Source organism: uncultured Limnohabitans sp. (genome assembly GCF_937889215.1).
Lineage (GTDB): Bacteria > Pseudomonadota > Gammaproteobacteria > Burkholderiales > Burkholderiaceae_C > Limnohabitans_A.
In genome coordinates, this window is record NZ_CALBEX010000316.1 from 1 (window position 1) to 7,055 (window position 7,055).

Genomic DNA, 7,055 nt, shown 5'->3' on the forward strand with positions numbered 1-7,055 from the left:
ACCCGATGAGCGGGCCGATACAATCAAAACATTCTATTCGACTCTCTGATTGCGACACTGTGATGGAACTCAAAACTTGGATGTGCCTGATTTGCGGCTGGATCTACGACGAAGCCGAGGGCGACCCTGAACACGGCATTGCCCCAGGCACCAAATGGGAAGACGTGCCCATGAACTGGACTTGCCCAGAATGCGCGGCCCGCAAAGAAGATTTCGAGATGGTCGCCATTTGACCAAGGACTGATTAACGGGGCCATGATGCGCAAGCTCGTTCAAGTGGCCGTTGGTGTGCTCAAGTCGAACAAACCGTTCAACTCGGCACTTCATTGCGCTTGACACGCATCACAGTATCTACGTGAGGCATGTCGGTCTTCGTAGGTCGGTGCCTTCAGGTCCGACATACTAGACACCCCACCGCCCCTTGAAAATGTCGCTTCGCCAAGGGATGGCTGTCAGACCATAAAGGCCCGACTTACGGGTTGCGCGTCAACAGTCGATGGGCTTCATCACGGTGATTCAGCGCTTTTCTTGACCACCGCATACCGGGCCAGCGTTTTCTCGCGAGCTTCGGCATGGTCGACGATGGGGGCAGGGTAGGTTTTGCCGATCACCACCCCTGCCGCTTGCAACTCCATGGGTTTGGCCAGCCAAGGCGCGTGCAGCGCGGCCGTGGGCAACTCCGCCAACTCGGGCACATAGCGGCGGATGAATTTGCCCTCGGGGTCGAACTTTTCGCTTTGGCTGATCGGGTTGAAGATGCGAAAGTAGGGCTGCGCGTCACAGCCGCTGGAGCTGGCCCACTGCCAGCCGCCGTTGTTGGCCGACAGGTCAAAGTCGTTCAGGTGCGTGGCGAAGTACTTTTCGCCCCAGCGCCAGTCGATGCCCAAATCCTTCACCAAAAAACTCGCCACCACCATGCGCAGGCGGTTGTGCATGTAGCCTGTCTGGTTGATTTGGCGCATGGCCGCGTCCACCAGCGGGTAGCCGGTGCGCGCTTCGCACCAGGCGTCAAACAGCTTGTGGGCGTGGGGTCCATGTTCCCAGTGGATGGCGTCGTAGTCGGGCTTGAAGCTTTGGCCCCGGCCCACATGCGCAAAGTTGTGCAGCACTTGCACATAAAAGTCGCGCCAGATCAGCTCGGACAGCCACACACTGGCCCCCACGCTGCCGGCCAACATGCGCGGGTGCGCCTCGCGGGCCAGCTGGCGGATCGACACCGTGCCAAAGCGCAAATGCACACTCAAATAACTGGGGCCTTTGACGGCCGGAAAGTTGCGCGTGTCTTCGTATTGGTCAATGCGGGTCAAAAAGTCTTGCAGCAAGGCCTGCGCGCCCGACTCGCCCGTGGGGATCTTCAGGGCCTGCAGGTTGGTGGGCTCAAACCCGATATCGCCAAGGCTGGGCACCGGATGCGCCAGGTCGTCGGGGCGCGGGGCCAGGCGTTGGGCCAGAGATGCGACCTCGAAAGGCTGCAGGTCTTCGGAGGTGACCTTTTTGAGCCAGGCGTTTTTGTAAGGGGTGAACACGCTGAAGGGCTTGGCCATCTGGGTCAGCACTTCGTGGCGCTCAAACACCACATGGTCCTTGAAGGTGTGCAGCACGATGCCGTGGTCGGCCAAATGGCCGCGCACCTGGATGTCGCGGGCCAGCGCCAGGGGCTCGTCGTCGTGGTTGGCAAACACCACCTGTGCTTGCAGGTGCTGGGCCAGTTTGACAATTTTGTCTTTGGCCACGCCGTGGCGCACGATCAGGCCGGCTTGGGGGTGGCCTGCCAGCGAGCGCAATTGGGCATCGACTTCGACCAGCGACTCGCGGATGAATTCGACTCTGCGGTCGGCGCGGGGCAGGGCGTCCAGGATGTCGGTGTCGAACACAAACACCACATGCACCCGCTGGCAGTGCTTCAGGGCATGGTGCAGTGCGGCATGGTCACTCACGCGCAGGTCGCGCCGCAGCCAGACCAGGCCACAAGAAAAAGGGGTTTCCATCAGGGTTTGCCGGGTTGGATCAAACAATGCCGCCATGGCCTCAAACACGAGGGCGGGGCCGCTAAAATCAGCGCATGACCGATTGTGCCTCTATTGACCTCAAGCATCATTTCTTGATCGCCATGCCTGGTTTGGAGGACGAGACCTTTGCTCGCAGCGTGATTTACATGTGCGAGCACAGCGCCCGGGGCGCCATGGGCCTGATCATCAACAAACCCTCTGACATCAGCATGCGCTTGTTGTTTGACAAGGTGGAGTTGCCGCTGCGCCGCGAAGACCTGATGCACAACCCGGTCTCGCACGGTGGCCCGGTGCAGACCGAGCGCGGTTTTGTGCTGCACGACCCCTTGCTCATGGAAAAACCCCAGGAAGACGGCGGCTCGGTTTATGCCTCTACCCTCACCGTGCCGGGTGGGTTGGAGATGACCACGTCACGCGATGTGCTCGAAGCCCTGTCCTCGGGTGCCGGGCCTCGTCGCGTGCTGGTCACGCTGGGTTATTCGTCTTGGGGCGAGGGGCAACTGGAGTCGGAATTGGGCGAAAACACCTGGCTCACCGTGCCCGCCTCGGCCGATGTGATTTTTGACGTGCCCATGGCCGAGCGCTACGACCGCGCCTTGGACCTGCTGGGTCTCAAAAGTTGGATGCTCTCGCCAGACGCGGGGCACGCATGAGCAGCGCCCCCGATACCGTCGTTCCCAATAACCACCAAAGCTTTTTGGCTTTTGACTACGGTCTCAAGCGCACCGGCGTGGCCGTGGGCAACCGGTTGATGAAGTCGGCCACGCCCCAAGGCACGATTGCTGCCGAGGGCGATGCCCGCTTTGAGCTCATCGCCAAACGCATCAAGGAATGGCAACCCGACGCGCTGGTGATCGGTGTGCCTCTCCACCCCGATGGCGGCGAACACGAAAACACCTTGCGCGCGCGCAAGTTTGGCCGCCAGTTGCGTGGGCGTTTTGGCCTGTCGGTTTACGAGGTGGACGAACGGTACACCACGACCGAAGCCCATTCTTATGGTGCCAAAGATGCCGATGCGGCGGCTGCGGCCATCATCTTGGATCAATTCTTAAGGAGCCTTCCATGAGTGCTTTGGCTTTGAATGCAGAGGCCCTTTACCTGGAGTTGTTGCGCGGCGTGCGCAGCCTTTGCCATGCCGACACCCGTTTGGTTGGCATCACCTCGGGCGGGGCCTGGTTGGCCGAGCGCCTGCAGCGTGATTTGGGCTTGCCCGGTGAGTCGGGCCAAGTTTCTTCGGTCATGCACCGCGACGACTTCGCCCAACGCGGTTTGTCGGCAGGCGGGCAGACCAGCATGCCGTTTGAGGTGGCTGGGGCCGACATCCTGATCCTCGACGATGTCCTCTACACCGGCCGCACGATACGCGCCGTGATGAATGAGATTTTTGACTACGGCCGCCCCGCTCGCGTGCAGCTGGCCGTGCTGGTGGACCGGGGTGGACGGCAACTGCCGGTGCAGGCCGACTTTGCTGCAGCCCGTGTGGCCCTGCCCGAGACCCAATCGCTGGCGCTGGCCCGCGATGAGGCCGGTGGCTTCAGTTTTGAAGTGCGCCACAAAGCTTGAATTCGGTGAGAACAACATGCTCTACAAACGCAACAACCCCCAACTCAACAAAAATGGCGAGCTGATCCACCTGCTCTCCACCGAAGGCCTGTCCAAGGACATCCTGACCCACATCTTGGACACCGCCGCCAGCTTTGTCAGCGTGAGCGACCGCGAGGTGAAAAAGGTTCCGCTCTTGCGCGGCAAAAGCGTGTTCAACCTGTTTTTTGAAAACAGCACCCGCACCCGCACCACCTTCGACATCGCGGCCACCCGCCTGTCGGCCGATGTTTACACGCTCGACATCGCGCGTTCGTCGGCCAGCAAAGGCGAGTCGCTGCTTGACACCATCGCCAACCTGAGCGCCATGGCCGCCGACATCTTTGTGGTGCGCCACAGCGAGTCGGGTGCGCCGTATTTGATTGCGCAACACGTTGCGCCCCATGTGCATGTGGTCAATGCGGGCGATGGCCGCCACGCACACCCTACCCAAGGGCTGCTGGACATGTACACCATCCGGCACTACAAAAAAGACTTCAGCAACCTCACCGTGGCCATCGTGGGTGATGTGCTGCACTCGCGCGTGGCCCGCTCCGACATCCATGCGCTCACCACCTTGGGCTGTGCTGAAGTGCGTGTGGTGGGCCCCAAAACGCTGGTGCCTGCCGACATGGCGCAAATGGGCGTGCGCGTGTTCAACAACCTCGAAGACGGCATCAAGGGCTGCGATGTGGTCATCATGCTGCGCCTGCAAAACGAGCGCATGAGTGGCGCACTGTTGCCCTCCAGCCAGGAATACTTCGAGAGCTTTGGCCTCACCCCCGAAAAACTGCAACTGGCCAAACCCGACGCCATCGTCATGCACCCTGGCCCGATCAACCGGGGCGTCGAGATCGACTCCGCCGTGGTCGACGGCCAGCAAAGCGTGATCTTGCCGCAGGTGACCTTTGGCATCGCCGTGCGCATGGCGGTCATGAGCATCGTCGCGGGCAACGAGGCATAAGGAAAAAAACCATGAAGCTCTTGATTCAAAACGGCCGCGTGATCGACCCCGCCAGCGGCTTGGACCAAACCGCCGATGTGGCCATCGCCGCCGGGCGCATCGTGGCCATGGGCCAAGCCCCTGCTGACTTCAGTCCCAACCGCGTCATCAACGCCCAAGGCTGCATCGTGGCCCCCGGTTTGGTCGATCTGGCGGCGCGTTTGCGCGAGCCGGGCCAAGAACACGCCGGCATGCTGGAGAGTGAAATGGCCGCTGCCGTGGCCGGTGGCGTGACCAGCCTGGTGTGCCCGCCTGACACCGAGCCAGTGCTCGACGAGCCGGGACTCGTTGAGATGCTGCGCTACCGCGCCGAAAAATTGCACCAAGCCCGCGTGCTGCCTTTGGGCGCACTCACGCTTGGCTTAAAGGGCGAAGTGCTGACCGAAATGGGCCAACTCACCGCGGCCGGTTGCGTCGGTTTCTCTCAGGCCGAGGTGCCGATCCCCAGCACCCAGGTGCTGCAACGTGCTTTGCAATACGCCAGCACCTTTGGCTACACCGTCTGGCTGCGCCCGCAAGAGCTGCACCTGGGCAAGGGCGTGGCCGCCAGCGGTGCCTTGGCCACGCGCATGGGTTTGTCGGGTGTGCCGGTCGCGGCCGAAACCATTGCCTTGCACACCATTTTCGAGCTGGTGCGCTCCACCCAAGCCCGTGTGCACCTGTGTCGCATCAGCAGCGCCCAGGGCGTTGCGCTGGTGCGCCAAGCCAAGGCCGAGGGCCTGCCGGTCACGGCCGATGTGAGCATCAACTCGTTGCACCTGACCGACACCGACATGGGCTACTTTGACAGCCGCGCCCGCTTGACGCCGGTGCTGCGCCAGCAGCGCGACCGCGATGCGCTGCGGGCTGGCTTGGCCGATGGCACGCTGGACGCGCTGGTGTCTGACCACACCCCGGTGGACGCTGACGCCAAAGACCTGCCGTTCGCCGAGGCCGAGCCGGGGGCCACTGGCCTTGAGCTGCTGTGGAGCCTGGCGCTCAAGTGGGGGCAAGAAGCCGGCCTGCCCGTGTCCCGGGTGATCTCCAGCATCACGGCCGACCCGGCCCGTGTGCTGGGCGCGACGCTGGGCACCTTGCAAAGCTCGGTGGGGCAACTGGCCGTCGGGGGCGTGGCCGATGTGTGTGTGTTGTCGGACGCCGGTCATTGGCTGGTGCGCGATGCCGCGCTGCGCAGCCAGGGCAAAAGCACGCCATTTTCGGGCTACGAGCTGCCCGGTCGGGTGTTGGCGACGGTGGTGGGTGGGCACGTCGCCTTCGAGGCCCCGTGAGCGGCGGCGTTCCCCAATCCAGCTGCGCATGGGCATGAACACACTCACCGCCATCTGGAAGTTTTGGCGCGGCCTGTGGCATGTCTTCATGGGCATGTGGACCATTCATGCCCACTTTCCAAAGCTCTCGCCTGAGCAACGCGAAATGCGTGTGCAAGCATGGTCGCTGCAGTTTCTGGCTCTTTGGGGCATTCAGCTGCGGGTTCTGGGGCAGCCGGTGCGCAGTGGACCGGCGCTGATGGTGGCCAACCACATTTCATGGTTGGACATTTTGGTCATCCATGCGGCGCGGCACTGCCGTTTTGTCTCTAAATCTGACGTCCGCGAATGGCCGTTGGTGGGCATGTTGGCCACAGGCGCGGGCACACTCTACATTGAACGCACCAGCCGCAAAGACGCGCTGCGCATGGTCAAGGACATGGCCGATGCCATGCAAAACGGGGATGTGGTGGCGATTTTCCCGGAGGGCACCACCAGCGATGGGCGCGAACTCTTGCCCTTTCATGCCAACCTGATCCAGTCCGCCATCCAAGCGCAAGCCCCGGTGCAGCCTGTGTCGCTGAAATTCATTGATGGCGAAACCGGCGAGACCAACTTTGGGCCTTGCTACATTGGCGACGACACCTTGATCGGCTCGATGTGGCGCACCCTGAAAGCCAAACGCATCACGGCGGTGCTGCACTTTGGCGAACCGCAAAGCGCCAATGGCCGCGACCGCCGGTCTTGGGCGCACGCTTTACGCGAAGACATCGTTCGCTTGCGCGATCATTAGCCGAGGGCTCGGCTTGGGTGTGGGTGAGGCTGTTTGGGTGCCTGAGCTTGCTTGCTGGCAGCGGCTGCCCTTGGGTGAGGGGATGCTCAGTCAGTGGTTTCGAGTGTGATTTGCCATTGCCCATCTTTGTACGCCAAAGCATGGTTTTGGGTTGGACAAGACGCAGGCGTTCGTCTTGGTAGCTTTGGGTAAAACGCACGGTGGCCGTCTGGGCGCTCATCTGGATGCGCACATCGCTGAGGCTGTGCTGGATTGTCTTTTTGCCAGAAATGCGTTGTGTGCGCTGCTTGGCCCATGCCGATCGACTCAGCCCATTGGGCGCTTTGAAATTGCTGGCGTACTTGGACAGGTATTGAGGCAGATCTTGTTGGCTCCAAGCCTGGCTCCATTGCGTCAGCGCTTGGCGCAGGGCCGCTTCATTG

At 61.9% G+C, this 7,055-nt stretch carries 9 protein-coding genes; 8 read left to right on the plus strand and 1 reads right to left on the minus strand.

Annotated features, from left to right (window positions below; all coding sequences use genetic code 11):
• Positions 1 to 62 precede the first annotated feature (62 nt).
• On the plus strand, positions 63 to 233 hold the full coding sequence (locus Q0341_RS08090) for a rubredoxin (RefSeq protein ID WP_089958888.1): 171 nt from the start codon (positions 63 to 65) through the stop codon (positions 231 to 233).
• A gap of 273 nt (positions 234 to 506) precedes the next feature.
• Here Q0341_RS08090 and Q0341_RS08095 read toward each other — a convergent pair whose 3' ends face one another.
• Positions 507 to 1,988, minus strand: coding sequence for a deoxyribodipyrimidine photo-lyase (locus Q0341_RS08095; protein ID WP_299511935.1), 1,482 nt, complete (start codon positions 1,986 to 1,988; stop codon positions 507 to 509).
• A gap of 74 nt (positions 1,989 to 2,062) precedes the next feature.
• Here Q0341_RS08095 and Q0341_RS08100 point away from each other — a divergent pair, with 74 nt between their 5' ends.
• The 7 genes from Q0341_RS08100 to Q0341_RS08130 form a co-directional block, all read left to right on the plus strand.
• On the plus strand, positions 2,063 to 2,662 hold the full coding sequence (locus tag Q0341_RS08100) for a YqgE/AlgH family protein (protein WP_299511921.1): 600 nt from the start codon (positions 2,063 to 2,065) through the stop codon (positions 2,660 to 2,662).
• Positions 2,659 to 3,075: a Holliday junction resolvase RuvX gene (gene ruvX, locus Q0341_RS08105; RefSeq protein ID WP_299511923.1), complete on the plus strand. Its 417-nt coding sequence runs from the start codon at positions 2,659 to 2,661 to the stop codon at positions 3,073 to 3,075. The genes Q0341_RS08100 and ruvX overlap by 4 nt, the downstream gene beginning before the upstream one ends.
• Positions 3,072 to 3,572 carry a bifunctional pyr operon transcriptional regulator/uracil phosphoribosyltransferase PyrR gene (pyrR, locus tag Q0341_RS08110; protein WP_299511925.1) on the plus strand — a complete coding sequence of 167 codons (501 nt, stop codon included), beginning with the start codon at positions 3,072 to 3,074 and terminating at the stop codon, positions 3,570 to 3,572. The genes ruvX and pyrR overlap by 4 nt, the downstream gene beginning before the upstream one ends.
• Positions 3,573 to 3,588: 16 nt before the next feature.
• The gene (locus tag Q0341_RS08115) at positions 3,589 to 4,554 is read left to right on the plus strand and encodes an aspartate carbamoyltransferase catalytic subunit (RefSeq protein WP_299511927.1); all 966 of its coding nucleotides are present in this window, start codon (positions 3,589 to 3,591) and stop codon (positions 4,552 to 4,554) included.
• Between the two features lie 11 nt (positions 4,555 to 4,565).
• Positions 4,566 to 5,861, plus strand: a complete 1,296-nt coding sequence (locus Q0341_RS08120; protein ID WP_299511930.1) for a dihydroorotase — start codon at positions 4,566 to 4,568, stop codon at positions 5,859 to 5,861.
• 34 nt (positions 5,862 to 5,895) lie between these two features.
• A complete protein-coding gene (locus Q0341_RS08125) occupies positions 5,896 to 6,633 on the plus strand; it encodes a lysophospholipid acyltransferase family protein (protein WP_299511932.1) in 738 nt (245 codons plus the stop codon).
• Positions 6,634 to 6,784: 151 nt separating this feature from the next.
• Positions 6,785 to 7,055, plus strand: a 271-nt coding sequence (locus Q0341_RS08130) for a hypothetical protein (RefSeq protein ID WP_299511933.1), incomplete at its 3' end; no start/stop codon positions are given.

Coding starts and splice junctions, on each gene's coding strand:
- Q0341_RS08090 (WP_089958888.1), top strand. CDS start 63: ATGGAACTCAAAACTTGGATGTGCCTGATTTGCGGCTGGATCTACGAC.
- Q0341_RS08095 (WP_299511935.1), bottom strand. CDS start 1,988: ATGGAAACCCCTTTTTCTTGTGGCCTGGTCTGGCTGCGGCGCGACCTG.
- Q0341_RS08100 (WP_299511921.1), top strand. CDS start 2,063: ATGACCGATTGTGCCTCTATTGACCTCAAGCATCATTTCTTGATCGCC.
- ruvX (WP_299511923.1), top strand. CDS start 2,659: ATGAGCAGCGCCCCCGATACCGTCGTTCCCAATAACCACCAAAGCTTT.
- pyrR (WP_299511925.1), top strand. CDS start 3,072: ATGAGTGCTTTGGCTTTGAATGCAGAGGCCCTTTACCTGGAGTTGTTG.
- Q0341_RS08115 (WP_299511927.1), top strand. CDS start 3,589: ATGCTCTACAAACGCAACAACCCCCAACTCAACAAAAATGGCGAGCTG.
- Q0341_RS08120 (WP_299511930.1), top strand. CDS start 4,566: ATGAAGCTCTTGATTCAAAACGGCCGCGTGATCGACCCCGCCAGCGGC.
- Q0341_RS08125 (WP_299511932.1), top strand. CDS start 5,896: ATGAACACACTCACCGCCATCTGGAAGTTTTGGCGCGGCCTGTGGCAT.